Below are 20,507 nucleotides of genomic sequence, written 5' to 3'. Positions count from 1 at the left end.
GCCTAATTATTTTGTGAACCATTAGTAAGCGAATTACCTATTTACCTTTCGTGAAGTGACTCTCATTTATTCGTCGTCAAAACTCGTCAATATTTTTAGAAATGACGATTTTGTCGAATACCCCACTGGAGAAATTGCACTTAACCTCACGCTATTTTGCGTATAAAGTTTAAAGGTATCTTATCTGAGGACCATTCTATGTTTCGTCTCTTGACGCTCATATCATCTCTACTTGTTACTTTGACTCCTTTTTCCTCTTATGCAGAGCCACAGCATTGGTTAGCGAAAAAAGGGGAAACCGAACTTATGATTATTGGCTCGGTACATGTGGGGGATAAAACGATGTACCCACTCCCTAGAACGGTCATCCAGCATTTAAGCCAAAGCGCAGGGTTGATTATTGAAGCAGACGTCAGGAATTCTGAAGGCTTGGTTTACCCACAAACAACCATTCTTTCTAAAGATGTTTTAGACAGAGCTCAACGTCGCCACTTAATTGAAATTGCCCAAGATTTAGGTTTGCCAGAAACTCAACTCCTAAATTCCCCACCTTGGATGGCAGCATTCACCATCCAACTCGCTTTAGTCAACAAACTGGGGTATGTCTCTGATAAAGGGGTCGACATGCACTTAATAGGACTCGCTGATAAAAAGCAAATCCCGGTCATTCCACTGGAGTCCGTGCAATTCCAAATCGATTTAATCGCAGGTCAATCAGAAGGCGGTAAAGAGATACTTCTCTCATCAATTGAAGAATATGATGGCGGAGAAGAGTTGGTTCAATGCTTGATAGAGAGTTGGAAGAGTGGTGATGGTAGCATGTTGGTCGAAGCCTCTTTGACCGATCATACAACAGAAGAGTTTAACCAAGCCTTTTTATACGAGCGTAATCGAGATTGGGCTAAAAAACTCGACACTGGCAGTGTTCTACCTCAGCAATCGGGTCGTTACACCGTTGTTGTTGGTGGCTTGCATTTAGTAGGTAAAGATAACCTGATTGAACTGCTTAAAAATCGGGGATTTAACATCAAACCACTGGGTAAGACGCGCCAAGCAAATTGTGATATCTAGTGATTGTTTGAAAAATGCCATTTAAATACAATTATTTAAATACAACCATTTAAAATTCATTCAAACTTTCTTATAAAACGCCGTTAAGCTAAGTGGATACAAAACAACTCATATGAAATTTAAATATTTATTCCTATACACGATTGGAATTATGCTCACTTCTTCGCTGTCTTATGCTAAACCGCCATGCAACGTAGAAGCTTTTCAAGCTATTGATATAACTCCGGAAGTAAAAGGCGGTGTTTTAGATAAAGAGAGTGGTCAATTTCTTATTACCGAAAAACCAATGATGCGTTGCGCGAACATCACGTTTTCAACAGCCCACACTCGAAATCGCGTTGCACATATGATGAACCAAGGCTTTGAAGCGGTTTACTATGATGGAAATACAAGCAAATCTCACTCAGTAACGTTTGATGAAGACGATTTAAAAGCGGGTTACGTCAAGATTGGGCCAAATCACCCAAAGACCGCTTATGTCTGTTTCACTACTTCTGAAACTCCTATCAATACTATCTCGTGTGACATCAAGTAATAAATTTACTCGCTCTAAAAAATGAAAAGGCCCTACATTTCTGTAGAGCCTTCCTCTCAATATGTGTCGATGAAGAGCCATATTCTAACTTCAGGCGAACCCCATTTGGTTCGATACTATTGAAGTCTAAAATTACTAGCACTAAAAACGACGAAAGCCTGCTCATTGAGCAGGCTTTCTAAAAGTGGTCGGTGAAGAGGGATTCGAACCCCCGACCCTCTGGTCCCAAACCAGATGCGCTACCAAGCTGCGCTATTCACCGAGATGTTTAACTGAGGAATTGTCCCCGTCAACGAATGCGTATATTACGGATTCTGAACTGTGGCGCAAGTGCTTTTTACAAAAAAACCTTAGGTCTTAATTCGTTTGATGAATAACTGAACACTAGCACGTAAAATGTGACTGATAACTCACAACAAAATACAGTTTATTAACCTTAGCAACATAATTGATCCAGATCAGTGTGCAACAAGACACCGCCATTTAGTTTATTCCTGTCGGGAACATCTTGGAGGAAACGTATGGACTTTTGGCTTGATCTCCTATTTGGTAATGCAGTGGGTCTATCGTCAATGATAGTAATTTTTGGGGCAATTGGTCTGATGTTATTTTACGGCGGTTTCTTCATATACAAGATCATGAACGACAAATCTCCTCACTAGATCTCGCTTAGCTCTAGAAACGCTTTGCACCGGAGTCGGTTACTTGCCTACTCCGGTTTTTTATTTGATCTCAATGCACCACTCATTGATATAATCCTATTATTCTTCCCTGTTCTTAATGAGATTACTGCTATGTCTCACGACGACGATTTTGATCTATTTCAACAGATGATGGGCGATGTAAAGCCAATCACTCAAGACACCACCGAACACAAAAAAGTACACCAAGTAACAGAAGCACAACTCGCAAAACGCGAAGCAGCAATCTGGTTAACGGAAGATGACCCAGAATACCTATCACTTGATCACGCTGAAATGCTCAAGCCAGAGGACTTTGTTGAGTTCAAACGTGATGGTGTACAGGACGGGGTTTACCGCAAACTTCGCCTTGGTAAGTATCCAATCCAAGCTCGCTTGGATTTGCACCGTAAAACATTGAAAGAAGCACGTGATGAAGTCGTGACGTTTTTAAAGCAATGCCTATCAATGGACATTAGAACGGTCGTTATCGTCCATGGTCGAGGAGAACGCTCAAATCCACCTGCAATGATGAAAAGCTTTGTTAGCAGTTGGCTACGACAAATAAAGGAAGTCCAATGCGTCCATAGTGCGCAACGCTTTCACGGTGGAACTGGAGCCGTTTACGTCCTACTTAGAAAAAGTGCGGAAAAGAAATTAGAAACCCGCGAACGTCACCAAAAACGGTTAGGCTAAATTTCACCCTAATGCTAGAATGCCCGCCCTTATTCTTCCTTCCCCTTAAAGGAAGGGAGCTTCATTCGCCGTTGTGAAACGTTAGGAGACAAAAATGTCACAAGACAACGCTAAACGATTAAATAAATTCATCAGTGAAACGGGGTTTTGCTCACGCCGTGAAGCAGACAGACTAATTGAGCAAGGCCGTGTCACCATTAATGGCAACAAACCTGAAATGGGGACAAAAGTGCTACCTGGTGATGATGTTTGTGTGGATGGTAAGCCAGTGGCAGCAAAAGAGAAGCCGATTTATATCGCTCTCAATAAACCAACAGGCATCACCTGTACAACTGAGAGAGACGTCCCTGGAAACATCGTTGATTTCATCGGCCACCAAAAACGTATCTTTCCGATCGGCCGCTTAGACAAACCCTCTGATGGTCTGATCTTTTTGACCAACGATGGCGACATCGTGAACAAAATCCTTCGCGCAGGCAACAGCCACGAAAAAGAGTACGTCGTACGCGTGGACAAGCCAATTACAGGCGAGTTTCTCAAACAGATGTCGAGTGGCGTTAAGATTCTCGACACAGTCACCCTACCTTGTAAGGTAACAAAAGAGACTAAATTCTCTTTCCGTATTGTGCTCACTCAAGGACTTAACCGTCAGATCCGTCGCATGTGTGAAGCGCTGGGCTATGAAGTATTCAAGCTGCGTCGCGTTCGCATCATGAATATCTCTCTTGATGGTATTCCGAATGGAAAATGGCGTTATCTAAGTGACGAAGAAGTGGCAGAGATCCTAGCAATGTGTGAAGGCTCGGTAGGTACAGAAGAAGCATCAAAAACAGACTCTAGAGGTCGCAACATTCGTAAAGCGACCGACGCGAAGCTGTTTGATAGCCGTGAAGAAAACCAAGATTCTACTGCTCGTCGTAACCAGAAGACACGAACTTTCCGCGGTAACAATGCTGATGAATTCCGTCATGCACCAAACTCGAAAAAAGGTCAACAAAAGCGTCGTCAGCGTGATGATGAAGGCGGATGTCCAGCTAAAGAACATTACAAAGCGAAATCACAAGGTGAACGCAGCAGACCGCAAGGCGAGCATGGTAAATCGCACCGTAAACCAGATGCATCGAGCAATACGCATTCAGCAAACAAGCCTCAATCACTGAGTAAGCCTAAGCAGCATTACATGAACCCAAATGCCGCGAAACCAAGCAAACCAGCTAAACGCACTGGTGGTACATTGAGTCTGAAGAAGTAACGCTTCACTGACAGGCAAGATCAAAAAAGGACGCTCATGAGCGTCCTTTTTATTTGTCATGAGTTTACAAACAAAGAGGTGCAAACTGACCACGAGTTAAGCTCAGCAAATCTCTCGGGGCTAACTCAATTTCTAAACCACGTTTACCAGCACTCACACAGATTTTGTCTTGCTCTGCTGCGCTTTCGTGCAAAAAAGTAGGTAAGGCTTTCTTCTGCCCTAGTGGGCTAATTCCACCAACGACATAACCTGTGGTCTTTTGGGCGATTTCCGGATCAGCCATATCGGCCTTTTTGCCCTTCGCTGCTTTCGCCGCCAGTTTTAGGTTCAGCTTTTGATCAACAGGGATAATCGCAACCGCAAGGTTCTTTGGCTCCCCGTTCAAGCAGAACAGCAAGGTTTTAAATACTGTTTTCGGATCCTGCCCCAGTACTTCAGCAGCCTCCAAGCCATAACTATCGGCTCTAGGGTCATGCTCATACTGATGAATCGTGTGTGGAATTTTTTTCTTTTTCGCAAGATTAATGGCCGGAGTCATCAAGATTCTCCTCATAAAAACAAAAAGCGCAGATTGAATTGGATCTGCGCTTTTAGTTAATGATATCAGCGAGTTTGAGTCAATCGCTTTTTCTCTGTTGGGTTACTGATCAATCGCCGTATCAACTAAATACGTGATTTCACCTGAAGGGGCATACTCATTAACATCAATAGGGCTATGTGTTTCTAAATAATCCTTCAAAACCTCAGCATCGGTAAAACCTGTATTTACATACCCTGGATGATCGTCGATTTTAGGGTAACCATCTCCACCAGCAGCATTATAGCTTGGTACGGTAAAGCGGTAATTACCATCTAAGCGAAGTTGCTTATTACCAATGAACACATTGGTTACCTCACCATTATTGATACTCATCGCAATGCCGGCAAACTGCGCGTAAGCTCCAGAGTCGACAGGTTTAGTTGCAACGACATTTAGGTAATCCAATACTTCTTTGCCCGTCATATCAACGTAAGAGACCATATTGCCAAATGGCTGAACAGTCAGCACATCTTTGTAGGTAATCTCACCTGCTGCAATCGAATCGCGAACGCCGCCAGAATTCATTACGGCGAAATCTGCTTTCGCACGTTCCATGTGAGCCGTTGCAATTAATCGACCTAAGTTTGTTTGCTGGTAACGAACCACATTGCGGTCACCCTCAAGCTTACCGTTAGATTCTGCAATCTTCACGTTTAGTTTGCCCTGACCTTTTTCTTGATAAGGACGAAGAAACTCAAGCATCATTTCGTCTTGTTTAATCTCATCTTGGATCAAGACTCGTTGCGACTGACCATCAACTTTAACTTTCTTTTTCAAGTTTACAGGGATTAGATCGTAGCTCACCATCGAGAGTTCGCCATTACGAAACTCGTAATCGGCGCGTCCCACATATTTCCCCCACTCATGTGCCTGAACAATAAAGGTACCATTTTGTTTATCGGGCTGACATTCATCACCTGGTTTAAAGTTCTTTTTGATAACGTTTGGACCTTCCATGCACACAGGTTCTTGTGAGTGTCCTCCAACGATCATGTCGAGATCGCCGTCATTCAAATAACGAGCTAACGCCACATCGCCAGGAGCATTGATGCCTCTATTACCATTTTCATAGTGTCCCATATGCGTGACAGCAAAAATCAGATCTGGATACTCTGTCTCTTTCAGTTCTGCAATCAACTTCTTGGCTTCTTCTTTTGGGTCACGGAAGTCAATTTGTTCAATGAATTCAGGGTTGCCAAGTTTCGCTGTGTCTTCGGTTGTAAGGCCAATGACCGCAATTTTAATGCCCTGCTTTTTAAACATCGCGTATGGTTGGAATAAACGCTTGCCAGTATTTTTATCGTAAATATTGGCAGACAACATCGGAAAGTTTGCCCACTCTTGCTGCTTGAATAGCACATCCAATGGATTATCAAACTCATGATTACCTAGAGCCATCGCATCGTAACCAATTTTGCTCATGCCTTTAAAATCCGGCTCGGCATCTTGTAAATCAGACTCAGGTACTCCTGTGTTGATGTCACCACCAGAAAGCAATAACACGCTCCCCCCCTCAGCCTGTATTTCTTCGCGCAAATCATCGATTAACGTTTTACGCGCCGCCATGCCATATTCACCGTATCGATTTTGCCAAAAGCGACCATGATGATCGTTAGTGTGCAATACGGTCAATTTATAGGTTGTATCGGCATTCCATTCTGGTACAGGTTGCGTAGCACACCCAGCTAACGAGGCCAAGATAGCGGCACTCAAAACAGTTTTGATCATCAGACGCTGATTCATTTATTTACCTTTTTCTTATTGGGATTACTGACGCACATTTTAAGCATTGGATCTATTTGAAAACCACGTGCACCCTAACACATTGATTTAATAATTATGATGCATTGTTTAGCAATAACAAATTCATCAGTAACAAGTTTGAGAATTTACAGTTTTTCAGATAAAAAAATAGCCAACATCGGTTGGCTATAGTATTTGTTACCACCAGTCATCTGGCGTTTACTTGATATCTATATCTGCAAAGCTCTTGATCAGATCATCAAGCGATTTCATTTGTGCTAAGAATGGCTCTAACTTGTCTAGAGGCAGTGCAGATGGGCCATCACAACGCGCTTGGTCTGGGTTTGGGTGCGCTTCGATAAATAGACCTGCGATGCCTGTCGCTAGACCCGCTTTAGCAAGCTCAACTGTCTGCTCACGACGGCCGCCAGATGCTGCGCCTGATGGGTCACGCATTTGTAGTGAGTGCGTTACGTCAAAGATGATTGGGCTACCTTTCGAAGCATTTTTCATCACACCAAAACCAAGCATGTCTACAACTAGGTTATCGTAACCGTGGCAAGAACCGCGCTCACATAGGATGATCTTGTCGTTACCGCATTCTGCGAACTTCTCAACGATGTTACCCACTTGACCAGGGCTCATAAATTGAGGTTTCTTCACGTTGATAACCGCACCTGTTTTAGCCATAGCTTCAACAAGGTCAGTTTGACGAGCTAGGAATGCAGGAAGCTGAATAACGTCTACCACGTCAGCGACAGGTTGAGCTTGTGCTTCAGTGTGAACGTCCGTGATGATCTTTACACCAAAAGTGTCTTTCAGCTCCTGAAAGATTTTCATACCTTCTTCCAGACCTGGACCACGGTATGAATGAACAGAACTGCGGTTTGCTTTGTCAAACGACGCCTTAAATACGTAAGGAATACCAAGTTTTTCCGTTACTTTTACGTAGTGCTCACAGATCTGCATCGCAAGATCACGAGACTCAAGAACGTTCATACCTGCAAATAGGGTGAATGGCTTGTCGTTAGCAACCTGAATGTCGCCGATATTAACGATTTTCTGTTCCATTTTGATTCTCTTTTTCTGTCCACGATACGCCACAGTTCGGCACATCGATAAAATTAGTGAAGTGTGACGTGCGTTTCACTCATCACATTAACTTGTGATTTTAGTAGCTCAGAAGCCGGATCGTCAGGGCATTGGTCAATAAAGTACTGAAAATCTGATACCGCTACTTGAGGGCACTCTAGCTGTTGGAAAATAAAACCACGGTCACGAATTTCGTATGGATCATCTGGCACAAACGTTAGAGCAAGATTCGTACAACGTAATGCCAGCGTATAATGCTCTTCGCGCAACATCGCACTTTTAATCAATGCCAACCAGCGACCAATAATTGTTGGGTTGTCAGCTTCCTCAAAATGTTCAGGCTTTAGCTGAGCTAGCGGTCCTTCCTGGCCAATAAGCCAAGCTTGAAGAATCCTTTCACCTACATACTCACCATTAAATGGATTGATGTAGTCTGGCTTCTTATGCATCCAGTCGACTTTTAACAGGAACTGAGTAGGGAAAGTAACTCCCTTCAACGGGAACCCCAGCTTTTTGCCTAGGTATAACAAAATCGAACCTAAGCTCACAGGAATACCTTTTCTGCGCTCCAACACTTTATCGATGAAGCTGTTGTCCGAAATAAAGTATTCCTGCTCGTCGCCTTTGAATCCCCACTCGTGGAAAAACAGTCGTAGGAATGCATCAAATCGTTGCTCTTCATCGGTTTCATGAACAAGCGTGGCTTCTGCATCTTTGTAAAGACGCTCTAACTCTTGTTTCGCCCAATGTACTTTGGTTTCTGGGTTAATCGCTTTGTTGAGCTCAAGCGCACCTTCCACCAACGGTATATTGTCAAAATCTTCGTCAAAAAACTCTAACATGACGTCTTATCCAAATAACGTAGGGCTCTTAGACACAGCAATGTTTGCAGCCATGACCAACCAACCTAATGCGCCGAAAAAGCCAAATATCTTCAGTAGGTTGTTTTTCGCAAGTTTCAATGAGAAGAATCCAAGCGCAATGTACGCCAGTACGCAGGTGATTTTGTTTGTTAACCACGGTGCGGCATCGGTAAACGGGATGAAACCAGTAATGAAAATAAGCGCGATACCTGACACTAGCAATGCAGTATCAACGATGTGGGGAAACACTTTCAAAAAGCGATTATTTCGCTTCGGTGAGTTCATCATCATTAACACGAATCGGATCGATAGTAGCGTCGCGCTGAGAGCGATCGTCACTAAGTGTATGTGTTTTAGAGCTACGTACATTTTTCTTCTCTTTTTAGTTAGTGTTTGCTGACTTCCATGATTAACTGGCCAGACAACCAAGTGTTACTCGATCGTTACCGCCATAATCTTTTTCCGTAGCGACCTGTTGGTAACCAAAGCCACGCATTATCTCACGCACCGCCTCACCTTGATCATAACCATGTTCAAATGCCAGCCAACCGCCCACTTCAAGATACTGACGAGCAAGATCCGAGATATGACGAATATCAGCTAAGCCATTCTCTTTAGCAACTAATGCAGATTTTGGCTCAAAGCGCACATCGCCTTGGGATAAATGTGGATCTTTTTCATCAATATATGGCGGGTTGGAGACAATTAAAGCAAACTTCGTACCTTCTGTAATAGGCTCAAACCAACTGCCTTGAGCAAAGGTCACATTTTTGATGTTTAGCTGCTCAGCATTGTACTCTGCAAGTGCTTTCGCTTCTTGCTTAAGGTCTACGCCCATCACTTGGCGATTTGGCATTTCAGACGCCAATGCTAAAGCTATCGCGCCAGTTCCTGTGCCAAGGTCTAAGATCGGTCCCGTTTGTCCGAAAGTCTTATCTAATGCGACTTCAACCAAACGTTCAGTATCTGGTCTTGGGATCAATGTGGATGGCGAGACTTTAAGAGGTAAAGACCAAAACTCACGTTCACCAATGATGTAAGCCACGGGCTCACCAGCGATGCGTCGTTCCAAGAGTGCATCAAATTGAGCTTGTTGCTCGGTTTCTAATGCTCTTTCTGGCCAGGTAAGTAGGTAAGTTCTTGGTTTGCCAAGGACATGGCAAAGAAGGACAGCTGCATCGAGAGAAGGCGACTCTTTGCCGCCTTCTGCCAGTTTCGCCGTCGCACTTTTCAGTGCTTGCTCAATCGATTGAACTTGGCTCATCGATTAGCCGTTCTCTGCGAGCGCCGCAAGTTGGTCTGCTTGGTGCTCTTGAATCACAGGATCAATCAAGCTCTGCAGGTCACCTTCCATCACTTCGTTCAAACGATAGATGGTCAGGTTGATACGGTGATCAGACACACGACCTTGTGGGTAGTTGTATGTACGAATACGGTCACTACGGTCACCAGAACCTAGAAGGTTACGACGTGTATCAGACACTTCTGCGGCACGACGCTCTTCTTCCGCTTGAACGATACGAGCAGCAAGAACCGCCATTGCTTTCGCTTTGTTCTTGTGCTGTGAACGCTCATCCTGACACTCTACTACCGTACCCGTTGGTAAGTGGGTAATACGAATTGCAGAATCCGTGGTGTTAACGTGCTGACCACCCGCGCCAGATGCACGGAACGTATCGATTTTCAGGTCTGCTGCTTTGATTTCAGGCAGATCCGCTTCAGGGATTTCCGCCATTACTGCTACTGTACAAGCAGAAGTATGCACACGGCCTTGAGATTCAGTTGCAGGAACACGCTGTACACGGTGACCGCCTGACTCAAATTTCAACACGCCGTATGCACCGTCGCCGCTTACTTTCGCGATCATCTCTTTGTAACCACCGTGCTCTGCCTCGTTTGAAGACATGACTTCGATGCGCCAGCCACGCTTTTCTGCGTACTTGCTGTACATACGGAATAGATCACCCGCGAAGATACCCGCTTCGTCGCCACCCGCACCTGCACGAATTTCTAGGAAACAGTTACGATCATCGTTCGGATCTTTTGGCAGAAGAAGAATCTGTAACTCATCAGTAAGACGCTCAATCGTCGCTTTCGCTTCTTTGATTTCTTCTTGCGCCATTTCACGCATTTCTTCGTCGTCTTCGTTTGCCATCTCTTCAGCGGCGACAAGATCTTCTTGTGCTTGTTGATAAGCTTGGAAGCACTTGGTTACTTCTTCTAGCTGAGAGTACTCTCTTGATAGAGCACGGAATTTGTCCTGATTTCCAATTACATCAGGATCACCAAGAAGATGTTGAACTTCTTCGTAACGTTCTACTAGCGTTTCTAGCTTAGTCAGAATAGAGGCTTTCATAGTGTCGTTTTCTTAATAAAAAGCGTGAGTTATAGATCATCCAAGCCAAGTGTTTGGCGGATAATCGTTAATTTTGCTGGTTCGCCTTGCTCTGCTGCACTTTGCAATGCGCGAGTTGGAGCGTGAATCAGTTTGTTGGTGAGTTTATTACTCAGCTCGCGCAGCACTTTCTCCGGATCTGCGCCTGCCGCTAAAGATTGCAAACTTTTGCTCAGTAACTCTTCACGAATTTCGTTGGCTGATTTGCGATAGTCGCGAATACTATCGACGGCTTGCAGTGAACGCAACCATGTCATAAATGCCGCGCTTTCTTCACTAACAATCGCTTCAGCTTGAATCGCTTCGACTTTACGCTGCTCAATGTTGCTGTCGATGATAGATTGCAAGTCATCAACAGAATACAGATATGCGTCGTTCAGTTCACCGACTTCCGACTCTACATCTCGCGGCACCGCAATATCGACTAACAAGATAGGTTGATGTCGGCGCTGCTTTAGAGCCGTTTCGACCATACCTTTGCCAATAATAGGCAATGGGCTCGCCGTTGAGCTAATCACAATGTCCGCTTTCGCCAAATGTTCAGGAATTTCGTTCAAACTGATCACTTCTGCGCCAAATTGGTCCGCTAAGCCTTGCGCGCGCTCTTTAGTGCGGTTCGCGACAATCATTTTTGTGCAACCGTTGGACGCTAAATGCTTCGCGACCAATTCAATCGTCTCACCCGCACCAACTAAAAGCACGGTTGAATCTGATAACGACTCAAAAATATGTTTTGCCAGTGTACATGCCGCATAAGCCACGGACACGGCATTACCACCAATATCTGTCTCTGTTCTCACCCGTTTGGCGACTGAGAACGTCTTTTGAAACAGTTTATCAATCGAGGCATCGACAGCTTGATGATCTCGCGAGTCAGAAAATGCTTGCTTTACCTGCCCCAAAATTTGAGGCTCACCCAACACCAGAGAGTCAAGACCGCACGATACGCGCATCAAATGCTTTATTGCAGCTTGTTCTTCATGAACATACAAACTCGGCATTAAATCTTCGCGGCTCACTTGATGAAATTGAGCAAGCCAATCGATCAACTTGCTTCGCGCTCCTTGCTTAACATCGCAGTACAACTCAGTTCGGTTACAGGTTGAAACAATCACACTGCCGTTAACTGCTTCGTGCTCTCTAAGTTGCTCGAGTGCAGGGCCGAGTTTATCCGGACCAAACGCCACCTTCTCTCGCAAGTCGACAGACGCTGTATTGTGATTAATTCCAATAGCAAGCAAGGACATCTAACGTGGTATCTCTGGGATAGGTTATAAAATAGGTCCAGAATTTTACTGTAAGCACGCATTTATTGAAAGGGTAAGCCGGATTTGTTTTCCTAAGTGCGACTTTTCAATGCTATAGTTGTGAGCGATTCCCGATGAAACTGATTAATAAGCCATCAAACATGACGTTACGCTCCTTTATTCTTTTTTTCTTGTCGAGCTTACTGCTCGCTGGTTGTTCGTCCGTTCCTGAAAGTGTTACCAGCGTTGAATGGCAAGCTCATGAGCAGCGACTCGAAACCATCCGAGATTTTCAAGCAACGGGGAAACTTGGTTATATTGGCCCAGACCAAAGACAAAATTTAAACTTCTACTGGAAACATTCTTCAGCACTAAGCCAGTTGCGTTTAACAACGATTCTCGGACAAACGGCATTAAAGCTCACCATCACCCCACAAGGCGCCACAGTAGAAACTTACGACGATCAGGTCCTTTCTTCTCGCAGTGCTAACCAGCTGATTTACCGTCTTACAGGGTTAATGATGCCCGTCGATCACATGCCTGACTGGCTATTAGGTCTACCGACCGATGCCGACAAATTCCAACTGTCTCCAACCAATACACTGCAAGCGTTAAACAAACAAATTGGTTTAAATGATTGGAGTATTGCTTATCAACGATATGGCGACGTTCAATGGCATGAACAGTCTCTCCCTCTGCCAAATAAGCTGAAACTCACCACAGCTGATGTCAAAATAAATCTAGTGATCACAAAATGGAACATCACCCAATGATTGAACTTTCAACACGCTGGCCATCACCAGCGAAATTGAATCTCTTTCTATATATCAACGGCCGTACAGAGAATGGCTACCACGAGTTACAAACCTTATTCCAATTCGTCGATCACGGCGATGAGCTCACCATTCAAGCGAACCATTCTGGTGATATTACGATTTCTCCAGACATAGAAGGTGTGCCCCTTCAAGACAATTTAATTTGGAAAGCAGCAACCGCGCTTCAAACTTACTCAAACTGCCCTTTTGGCGCGCATATTGAGCTACAGAAAGTGCTGCCTATGGGTGGAGGCATTGGTGGGGGCTCATCGAATGCAGCTACAGCATTAGTGGCACTGAATTACTTATGGCAACTGAATCTAACTGACGACGAACTGGCTGAAATTGGTTTAAAACTGGGCGCAGACGTGCCCGTATTTGTGCGCGGATTTGCAGCTTTTGCTGAAGGTGTTGGTGAAAAACTCTCTCCTGCTTATCCCGAAGAAAAGTGGTATTTAGTCGTCAGACCGAATGTATCTATCGCAACCGTCGACGTTTTTTGTCATCCAGATTTGACGCGAAACACCCCAAAACGAGATCTAGAAACACTTTTAAATACGCCAAGCGTAAACGATTGCGAAAAAATTGTACGAATGCTCTACCCAGAGGTTGATAAGCAACTTTCTTGGCTGCTACAATACGCGCCGTCAAGATTGACGGGGACAGGATCTTGCGTTTTTGCTGAATTTTCGAGCAAATCTGAAGCAGAAACTATCCTTGCACAACTCTCTGATAAAGTCTCGGCATTTGTCGCTCAAGGGCGCAATATTTCGCCATTAAAAGAGACTTTGGCTGAATACCAATCAGCCTCACACCGACCTATTTAAACTGGACGCAAACCCGAGGTTTCCACCGTGCCTGATATGAAGCTATTTGCTGGTAACGCAACACCTGAACTAGCCCAACGTATTGCTGATCGTCTTTACATCTCTCTTGGTGATGCATCTGTTTCTCGCTTTTCTGATGGCGAAGTTGCAGTTCAAATCAATGAGAATGTTCGTGGTAGCGATGTTTTCATCATTCAATCCACTTGTGCACCGACTAACGACAACCTAATGGAATTGGTTGTTATGATTGATGCAATGCGCCGTGCTTCAGCAGGCCGTATCACTGCAGTTATCCCTTACTTCGGCTACGCTCGCCAAGACCGTCGTGTACGTTCTGCGCGTGTGCCAATTACTGCAAAAGTTGTTGCTGATTTCCTATCTAACGTTGGTGTTGACCGCGTTCTAACTATCGACCTACACGCAGAGCAAATTCAAGGCTTCTTCGATGTACCTGTAGACAACATCTTCGGCACGCCAGTGCTACTTGAAGATATGCAGGCTCGCGGTCTAGATAACCCTGTAGTGGTATCTCCTGACCTAGGTGGCGTTGTTCGTGCTCGTGCAACAGCAAAAGCACTAGGCGACATCGACATCGCAATCGTAGATAAGCGTCGTCCACGTGCAAACGTTTCTGAAGTAATGAACCTAATCGGTGATGTTGAAGGTCGTGACTGTGTGATCGTTGATGACATGATCGACACAGGTGGCACACTATGTAAAGCAGCTGAAGCACTAAAAGAGCGCGGTGCTAAGCGTGTATTCGCTTACGCTACTCACGCAGTATTCTCAGGCAACGCTGCGGATAACATCAAGAACTCAGTTCTTGACCAAGTTATCGTAACTGACTCTATCTCTCTGTCTAAAGAGATGGCTGCAACAGGTAAAGTGACAACACTAAGCCTATCTCGCATGCTAGCTGAAGCGATTCGTCGTATCAGCAACGAAGAGTCAATCTCTGCAATGTTCAACTAATACGAACATTTCAGTTACACTGATTTCAAAAGCACCCCTCTTTGGGGTGTTTTTTATTTGTACTGATAACTAGAAAATCCCTTGGTCGCCCACCGCGAGTTTTCTGTGCTATCATACTGCGCTTTTTGAGATTCCAGAGAGATCCTAACCTTGAGTCAACAAATCAAACTTCTTGTTGGTCTTGCTAATCCAGGACCAGAATACGCCAGAACTCGTCACAATGCGGGCGCTTGGGTTGTAGAAGAATTAGCACGCGTTCACAACGTTACACTGAAGAACGAACCAAAGTTTTTTGGTCTAACAGGACGCATTATGGTCAATGGCCAGGATCTCCGTTTGCTTATCCCAACCACCTTCATGAATCTATCAGGTAAATCGATCGCAGCGCTTGCGAAATTTTATCAAATTAAACCTGAAGAGATCATGGTTGCTCATGACGAGCTAGACTTACCGCCAGGTGTCGCTAAGTTTAAAAAAGGTGGGGGTCACGGTGGACACAACGGTCTGCGTGACACCATTAGCAAACTGGGCAATAACAAAGATTTTTATCGTCTTCGTATTGGCATTGGTCATCCGGGACACAAAGATAAAGTGGCGGGTTTTGTATTAGGTAAAGCGCCAGCTAAAGAGCAAGAGCTTTTAGATGCAGCAGCTGATGAGGCTGTTCGTTGTCTAGATATCCTGATTAAGGATGGCCTATCTAAAGCACAAAATCGCCTCCACACGTTCAAAGCTGAATAAGGTTACTATCATGGGTTTTAAATGTGGCATCGTTGGTCTACCTAACGTAGGTAAATCAACTCTGTTCAACGCACTAACTAAAGCGGGTATCGAAGCAGCAAACTTCCCGTTCTGTACCATTGAACCAAACACTGGTGTGGTTCCTGTGCCAGATCTACGTCTAGACGCACTAGCTAAGATCGTTAACCCACAGAGAGTTCTTCCAACGACGATGGAGTTCGTGGACATCGCTGGTCTTGTTGCTGGTGCATCACGTGGTGAAGGTTTAGGTAACAAATTCCTAGCTAACATCCGTGAAACAGACGCGATTGGCCACGTTGTACGCTGTTTTGAAAACGAAAACATTGTTCACGTTTCAGGTAAAGTTTCACCTATCGAAGATATCGAAGTGATCAACCTTGAACTTGCAATGGCTGACCTTGATTCTTGTGAGCGAGCGATTCAACGTAACGCGAAGAAGGCAAAAGGCGGCGATAAAGACGCAAAATTTGAACTAACCGTACTAGAAAAACTGTTACCAGTACTAACTGAAGGCGGCATGGCACGCACAGTTGAGCTATCTAAAGAAGAGTTAGCAGCAATCGGCTACCTAAACTTCCTAACACTGAAGCCAACTATGTACATTGCAAACGTAAACGAAGATGGCTTCGAAAATAACCCATATCTAGATGCGGTTCGTGAGTTCGCAGAAAAAGAAAACAATGTCGTTGTACCTGTATGTGCAGCTATCGAATCTGAACTATCTGAACTAGAAGATGAAGATCGCGAAGAATTCCTAGCAGATATGGGGATCGAAGAGCCGGGCCTGAACCGTGTAATTCGCTCTGGTTACGAACTACTGACTCTACACACCTACTTCACAGCAGGTGTTAAAGAAGTACGTGCTTGGACAATCCCTGTTGGTGCAACTGCGCCTCAGGCGGCAGGTAAGATCCACACTGACTTCGAGAAAGGCTTTATTCGTGCAGAAGTAGTTGGTTACGACGATTTCATCCAATTCAATGGTGAAAATGGCGCAAAAGACGCAGGTAAATGGCGTCTAGAAGGTAAAGACTACATCGTAAAAGATGGCGATGTTGTACACTTCCGCTTCAATGTTTAATTAAATGAATGAATTCTAAACACTTCATTTACACTAAAAGCCAGCTGTTAAGCTGGCTTTTTTAATACCTTAAGTAAATGAACAAAAATAAATTACGCAACTGCAAGCTAATTTATTTCCAGTTTTAGATCATAAACACGCCTCTTTGTTTAAAAAGGAAGCGAACGAGGTTTTTTCCGAAATTTATTAAAAAAAACTGTTGACGGATCTCACTCAACTTCGCATAATGCGCGCCGTTCCCAACGACAAGGCAACAAAGCGTTGAGAACAAAAAATATGGTTTTGGCTACGTAGCTCAGCTGGTTAGAGCACATCACTCATAATGATGGGGTCACAGGTTCGAATCCCGTCGTAGCCACCATTGATTGGATTGCTAGCATAAGCTATCAGTCACGTAGATTTAAGATGCGGAAGTGGCGGAATTGGTAGACGCACCAGATTTAGGTTCTGGCGCCGCAAGGTGTGAGAGTTCAAGTCTCTCCTTCCGCACCATCTTAAATTAATCTACACTATGAGAATACGCGGAAGTGGCGGAATTGGTAGACGCACCAGATTTAGGTTCTGGCGCCGTAAGGTGTGAGAGTTCAAGTCTCTCCTTCCGCACCATTCTTTCTCTCGATAAGAGAGGTTAAGTAGTCTTTGACTATTTACGCTGTAGGGCTATCGCCAAGCGGTAAGGCAGCGGCTTTTGATGCCGCCATTCCCTGGTTCGAATCCAGGTAGCCCTGCCATATACAACGATATTGAGATTTTACCAATTATCTTGATATCTATAGATTAAGTTGCGGAAGTGGCGGAATTGGTAGACGCACCAGATTTAGGTTCTGGCGCCGCAAGGTGTGAGAGTTCAAGTCTCTCCTTCCGCACCATTATCGGAAAACCCAGCATGACTTTGCTGGGTTTTTTCTTTTTTTGGTTCTGGACTCGGGAAATCATTAGATTTGCCGAATTAAAAAAGCGAGCTCATGGCTCGCTTTTTTTCTATCTGTGATTTGAGTAGCTTACTACATACCTAACGCGTATTTCAGTACTTGAGCCTTAATTGGCCCTGAGTTTTCAGCAAGCTTCAATGCAGCATTACGTACGAACTTCAATGGCCCAAGATCGTTGCTAAAACCTTTATAGAAAAAGTCCATGCCCGTCTGCATGAGTAAGTTGTCAGGTCGACGTGCGCGTTCGTATTTCGCGAGTAAGGTATCTTCCAGCTTTTCTTGGTGTTCTGTTACCGAAAGGAGAACGTCTACATCTTTGAAGCCTAAGTTTACCCCTTGCCCTGCAAGCGGGTTGATCGTATGAGCAGAGTCACCCACTAACACGCAATTTTTGCTTGAGTAGCTTTGCGCATGACGACGAGTGAGTGGGAATGAGCCAAACTGTAAAACTTCAATATCGCCTAATTCAGCAGGGAAATGACGTAAGATTTCTTCCCTTAGTTGAGGTTTACCCATCGCACACAGTTGTTTAATACGTTTAGGCGAGTCATACCAAACCAAAGAACCTTGGCCTACTACTTGACCATCGTCGTTACTCAAAGAGCACAGAGGTAAAAATGAACGTGGGCCTGAAGGTGTAAATTGTTGCCAAGTAATATCTTGCTGAGGCAATTCTGTTTTCACGTTAATCAACATGCAGTGTTGTCGGTAATCCCACGCAGTTACACCAATTCCAGCCAATTGACGAACTTTAGAGTTTGCACCATCAGCACCAATCACCCAGTTAGCTTCAAACTGCTCCCCACTTTCTAGTGTCACAAGGTTTACATCTGCAAACTCAATGGCTTTTAATCGCTCAGGACACATCACGGTTAGATTTTCATACTGAGAGAAGACTTGCCAAAGACCTAATTGGATTAGGCGATTTTCAACGATGTAACCTAGCTGATCCAATGACAATTCATCAGAGTGAAAACGAGTACGGCACTCTGGGTGCTCCCAAGTTTCTAAGCGACGATAAGGACAAACTCGCATGCTCTTGATCTCTGACCATGCTCCGAGTGAATCAAGTAACTCCACCGACTGGTGCGAGATTGCAGATACACGAATATCCATCGCCTGAGCGGCATCAAAAACTTTAGGTTTTGTACCTTCAACCAAGACAACGCTTCTGCCCTGCTTGGCAAATCCAACAGCGACGGCTGCCCCAACCATACCGCCACCGATCACGGCGATGTCATACTTGTTCATTTTTCACTCTTCATCGTGCTGATTAATTGGCGTTTTTTATTGTACTTTCCATGGCTATTTTTACAAAATTGTTTAACAAAAAACCTTGTTCTGCATAGGGCGAAAAACTAGATTTCATCAGGCTTTGCAGAGAATTAGCTAGATCACTAGTCAGGTGCTTTTTAAAGCAGTACAATACGCCGCTTACCGCCGTGATGGCGGCTATAATTTGAGCAATAGCTCTCCGATTTAAGTACAACTGAACGAGCGAAAGTGAGATGAGTAAGAAACTGCTAATTAAAACCTGGGGCTGCCAGATGAACGAATACGATTCATCAAAAATGGCCGACCTGCTTAATGCTGCAAACGGCTACGAGCTGACGGAAGAGCCAGAGGAAGCAGACGTACTTCTACTTAACACCTGTTCGATCCGTGAAAAAGCGCAAGAGAAAGTTTTCCACCAGCTAGGCCGCTGGAAAACACTAAAAGATAAAAAACCTGGCGTAGTTATCGGTGTAGGTGGTTGTGTAGCAACGCAAGAAGGTGACCATATTCGTGAACGTGCACCATACGTTGACGTTATTTTTGGCCCACAAACTTTGCACCGCCTACCTGAGATGATCAAACAATCTCAGTCCGATGATGCACCAGTTATGGACATTTCGTTCCCAGAGATCGAAAAATTCGACCGCCTACCTGAACCTCGCGCTGAAGGTGCGACAGCATTCGTTTCTATTATGGAAGGCTGCTCTAAGTACTGTACTTACTGTGTCGTACCGTACACTCGTGGTGAAGAAGTAAGCCGTCCAATGGATGACGTACTGTTCGAAATCGCCCAACTTGCTGAACAAGGCGTACGTGAAGTAAACCTTCTGGGTCAAAACGTAAACGCGTACCGTGGTCCTATGCACGATGGTGAGATCTGTTCATTTGCAGAACTGCTTCGTTTGGTTGCGTCTATCGATGGTATCGACCGTATTCGTTTCACGACGAGCCACCCGTTAGAATTCACAGACGACATCATCGCAGTATACGAAGATACGCCAGAACTTGTGAGCTTCCTGCACTTACCTGTGCAAAGTGGTAGTGACCGTATCCTAACGATGATGAAACGCCCTCACACCGCTATCGAATACAAATCGATCATCCGTAAACTGCGTAAAGCTCGTCCTGATATTCAAATCAGTTCAGACTTTATTGTTGGTTTCCCTGGTGAGACAGACAAAGACTTCCAAGACACCATGAAGCTAATCAAAGATGTAGACTTTGACATGAGCTTCAGCTTTATTTTCTCTCCACGTCCAGGTACGCCAGCAGCGGATTATCCTTGTGATGTGTCAGAACAAGTGAAGAAAGAGCGCCTTTACGAACTACAGCAAACTATCAATGCTCAAGCGATGCGTTACTCTCGCTTAATGCTTGGCACAGAACAACGTGTTCTAGTTGAAGGTCCTTCGAAGAAAAACCTAATGGAACTACGCGCTCGTACAGAAAACAACCGTGTAGTAAACTTTGAAGGTAGTGCAGACCTAATTGGTCAGTTCGTTGATGTGAAGATCGTAGACGTATTTGCAAACTCACTGCGTGGTGAGCTAGTACGTACTGAAAAAGACATGGATCTTCGTAGTGTAATTTCCCCAACGCAGATGATGGCGAAAACACGTCGCGAAGATGAGCTGGGTGTAGCTACTTTTACGCCGTAAGCTCGTATAAATAGCCATAGAGAGCCTGGTC

At 44.6% G+C, this 20,507-nt stretch carries 20 protein-coding genes and 6 tRNA genes; 16 read left to right on the top strand and 10 right to left on the bottom strand.

The features are described from left to right. The first annotated feature begins 198 nt into the window (after positions 1–198). Both N646_RS14475 and N646_RS14470 read left to right on the top strand, forming a co-directional pair. Positions 199–1,071: a TraB/GumN family protein gene (locus N646_RS14475; RefSeq protein WP_005382001.1), complete on the top strand. Its 873-nt coding sequence runs from the start codon at positions 199–201 to the stop codon at positions 1,069–1,071. Between the two features lie 151 nt (positions 1,072–1,222). After that, entirely contained in the window at positions 1,223–1,606 is a 384-nt protein-coding gene (locus tag N646_RS14470; RefSeq protein WP_005384085.1) for a hypothetical protein, read from the top strand. 185 nt (positions 1,607–1,791) lie between these two features. Here N646_RS14470 and N646_RS14465 read toward each other — a convergent pair. After that, positions 1,792–1,868: transfer RNA gene (locus N646_RS14465), tRNA-Pro, on the bottom strand. A gap of 259 nt (positions 1,869–2,127) precedes the next feature. Here N646_RS14465 and N646_RS23820 point away from each other — a divergent pair. From N646_RS23820 to rluF, 3 genes are all read left to right on the top strand, one after another. Continuing rightward, positions 2,128–2,268 carry a DUF3149 domain-containing protein gene (locus N646_RS23820; RefSeq protein ID WP_005382236.1) on the top strand — a complete coding sequence of 47 codons (141 nt, stop codon included), beginning with the start codon at positions 2,128–2,130 and terminating at the stop codon, positions 2,266–2,268. Positions 2,269–2,400: 132 nt separating this feature from the next. Continuing rightward, on the top strand, positions 2,401–2,982 hold the full coding sequence (smrA, locus tag N646_RS14455) for a DNA endonuclease SmrA (RefSeq protein WP_005382233.1): 582 nt from the start codon (positions 2,401–2,403) through the stop codon (positions 2,980–2,982). Between the two features lie 94 nt (positions 2,983–3,076). Next, positions 3,077–4,234, top strand: coding sequence for a 23S rRNA pseudouridine(2604) synthase RluF (gene rluF / locus N646_RS14450; RefSeq protein ID WP_017819984.1), 1,158 nt, complete (start codon positions 3,077–3,079; stop codon positions 4,232–4,234). A 64-nt stretch (positions 4,235–4,298) separates the two neighbouring features. On the opposite strand, the gene ybaK is transcribed toward rluF, so the two are convergent. From ybaK to hemA, 8 genes are all read right to left on the bottom strand, one after another. After that, positions 4,299–4,772 carry a Cys-tRNA(Pro) deacylase gene (gene ybaK, locus N646_RS14445; protein WP_005384092.1) on the bottom strand — a complete coding sequence of 158 codons (474 nt, stop codon included), beginning with the start codon at positions 4,770–4,772 and terminating at the stop codon, positions 4,299–4,301. Between the two features lie 102 nt (positions 4,773–4,874). Continuing rightward, complete coding sequence (gene ushA, locus N646_RS14440) at positions 4,875–6,557, bottom strand: bifunctional UDP-sugar hydrolase/5'-nucleotidase UshA (protein WP_017819985.1); 1,683 nt, start codon at positions 6,555–6,557, stop codon at positions 4,875–4,877. A 219-nt stretch (positions 6,558–6,776) separates the two neighbouring features. Further along, positions 6,777–7,628: a 3-deoxy-8-phosphooctulonate synthase gene (gene kdsA, locus N646_RS14435; RefSeq protein ID WP_005384095.1), complete on the bottom strand. Its 852-nt coding sequence runs from the start codon at positions 7,626–7,628 to the stop codon at positions 6,777–6,779. A gap of 53 nt (positions 7,629–7,681) precedes the next feature. Then, positions 7,682–8,491, bottom strand: a complete 810-nt coding sequence (locus N646_RS14430; RefSeq protein WP_005384098.1) for a SirB1 family protein — start codon at positions 8,489–8,491, stop codon at positions 7,682–7,684. Between the two features lie 6 nt (positions 8,492–8,497). Beyond that, on the bottom strand, positions 8,498–8,881 hold the full coding sequence (locus N646_RS14425) for a SirB2 family protein (protein ID WP_005382225.1): 384 nt from the start codon (positions 8,879–8,881) through the stop codon (positions 8,498–8,500). Between the two features lie 40 nt (positions 8,882–8,921). Beyond that, positions 8,922–9,776, bottom strand: a complete 855-nt coding sequence (gene prmC / locus N646_RS14420) for a peptide chain release factor N(5)-glutamine methyltransferase (protein ID WP_017819986.1) — start codon at positions 9,774–9,776, stop codon at positions 8,922–8,924. A gap of 3 nt (positions 9,777–9,779) precedes the next feature. Continuing rightward, positions 9,780–10,868, bottom strand: a complete 1,089-nt coding sequence (prfA, locus tag N646_RS14415; protein WP_005382222.1) for a peptide chain release factor 1 — start codon at positions 10,866–10,868, stop codon at positions 9,780–9,782. Positions 10,869–10,897: 29 nt separating this feature from the next. Beyond that, positions 10,898–12,154, bottom strand: a complete 1,257-nt coding sequence (gene hemA, locus N646_RS14410) for a glutamyl-tRNA reductase (protein WP_017819987.1) — start codon at positions 12,152–12,154, stop codon at positions 10,898–10,900. 134 nt (positions 12,155–12,288) lie between these two features. On the opposite strand from hemA, the gene lolB reads away from it, so the two are divergent. From lolB to N646_RS14360, 10 genes are all read left to right on the top strand, one after another. Next, complete coding sequence (gene lolB, locus N646_RS14405) at positions 12,289–12,927, top strand: lipoprotein insertase outer membrane protein LolB (protein ID WP_017819988.1); 639 nt, start codon at positions 12,289–12,291, stop codon at positions 12,925–12,927. Then, complete coding sequence (gene ispE / locus N646_RS14400) at positions 12,924–13,796, top strand: 4-(cytidine 5'-diphospho)-2-C-methyl-D-erythritol kinase (RefSeq protein ID WP_021034139.1); 873 nt, start codon at positions 12,924–12,926, stop codon at positions 13,794–13,796. Before lolB ends, ispE begins: the two co-directional genes overlap by 4 nt. 27 nt (positions 13,797–13,823) lie before the next feature. Next, positions 13,824–14,768 carry a ribose-phosphate pyrophosphokinase gene (locus N646_RS14395; RefSeq protein WP_005393176.1) on the top strand — a complete coding sequence of 315 codons (945 nt, stop codon included), beginning with the start codon at positions 13,824–13,826 and terminating at the stop codon, positions 14,766–14,768. A gap of 150 nt (positions 14,769–14,918) precedes the next feature. Further along, complete coding sequence (gene pth / locus N646_RS14390) at positions 14,919–15,509, top strand: aminoacyl-tRNA hydrolase (RefSeq protein ID WP_005384112.1); 591 nt, start codon at positions 14,919–14,921, stop codon at positions 15,507–15,509. A gap of 10 nt (positions 15,510–15,519) precedes the next feature. Next, positions 15,520–16,611 carry a redox-regulated ATPase YchF gene (gene ychF, locus N646_RS14385; protein WP_005393178.1) on the top strand — a complete coding sequence of 364 codons (1,092 nt, stop codon included), beginning with the start codon at positions 15,520–15,522 and terminating at the stop codon, positions 16,609–16,611. Between the two features lie 284 nt (positions 16,612–16,895). Further along, positions 16,896–16,972: transfer RNA gene (locus tag N646_RS14380), tRNA-Met, on the top strand. A 46-nt stretch (positions 16,973–17,018) separates the two neighbouring features. Further along, positions 17,019–17,103: transfer RNA gene (locus tag N646_RS14375), tRNA-Leu, on the top strand. 29 nt (positions 17,104–17,132) lie between these two features. Beyond that, a tRNA-Leu gene (locus tag N646_RS14370) sits at positions 17,133–17,217 on the top strand. A 50-nt stretch (positions 17,218–17,267) separates the two neighbouring features. Beyond that, positions 17,268–17,342 (top strand) — tRNA-Gln (locus N646_RS14365). Positions 17,343–17,395: 53 nt separating this feature from the next. Continuing rightward, positions 17,396–17,480 (top strand) — tRNA-Leu (locus N646_RS14360). Between the two features lie 135 nt (positions 17,481–17,615). Here N646_RS14360 and N646_RS14355 read toward each other — a convergent pair. Further along, positions 17,616–18,794: a 2-octaprenyl-3-methyl-6-methoxy-1,4-benzoquinol hydroxylase gene (locus N646_RS14355; protein ID WP_017821766.1), complete on the bottom strand. Its 1,179-nt coding sequence runs from the start codon at positions 18,792–18,794 to the stop codon at positions 17,616–17,618. A 257-nt stretch (positions 18,795–19,051) separates the two neighbouring features. On the opposite strand from N646_RS14355, the gene miaB reads away from it, so the two are divergent. Then, entirely contained in the window at positions 19,052–20,476 is a 1,425-nt protein-coding gene (gene miaB / locus N646_RS14350) for a tRNA (N6-isopentenyl adenosine(37)-C2)-methylthiotransferase MiaB (protein ID WP_005373038.1), read from the top strand. Positions 20,477–20,507 lie beyond the last annotated feature (31 nt).

It is taken from the genome of Vibrio alginolyticus NBRC 15630 = ATCC 17749, assembly GCF_000354175.2.
GTDB classification, from domain to species: domain Bacteria; phylum Pseudomonadota; class Gammaproteobacteria; order Enterobacterales; family Vibrionaceae; genus Vibrio; species Vibrio alginolyticus.
This window is presented reverse-complemented; position numbering and strand designations above follow the sequence as displayed.